The organism is Mesorhizobium sp. M8A.F.Ca.ET.207.01.1.1 (assembly GCF_004794715.1).
GTDB lineage: Bacteria > Pseudomonadota > Alphaproteobacteria > Rhizobiales > Rhizobiaceae > Mesorhizobium.
The window spans coordinates 1-376 of sequence record NZ_SRUS01000203.1; the positions used below are offsets into that span (position 1 = coordinate 1).

Genomic DNA, 376 nt, shown 5'->3' on the forward strand with positions numbered 1-376 from the left:
GCGTTGCTGGCGCTCGGCCCGGCCTGGGCCGCGGCGCCCCCGCCGACTCCGTTGCCGGCGGTGTCGTCCGAAGCGCCCCGGCCATTGCGCCTGGATACCCAGCGCTCGCGGATCGGTTTCGAAGTGCGGACCCGCTTCGGCCAGCGCATCGAAGGCGTGTTCCCGCACTTCGAGGGACGCATCGAGATCCTGTCCGACGGCCGCCACCAGGTGCACCTGAAGATGTTCACCCGCTCGGTGGAGATCCCCGGCAAGGCGCGCTATACCGGCTGGATGCGCGGCGAGGAGTTCTTCGATGCCGGGCGCCATCCGGTGGTCGAGTTCGACTCGCTGCCCTACTGGCCGGAGACCGTGGAGCAGGGTGGCGACATCCAGG

1 protein-coding gene is annotated in these 376 nt (G+C 70.2%); it reads left to right on the forward strand.

What is annotated here, in order from left to right:
* Positions 1-376 (forward strand): YceI family protein (locus EN850_RS34175; RefSeq protein WP_210238028.1); only part of this gene is annotated, 376 nt, incomplete at both ends.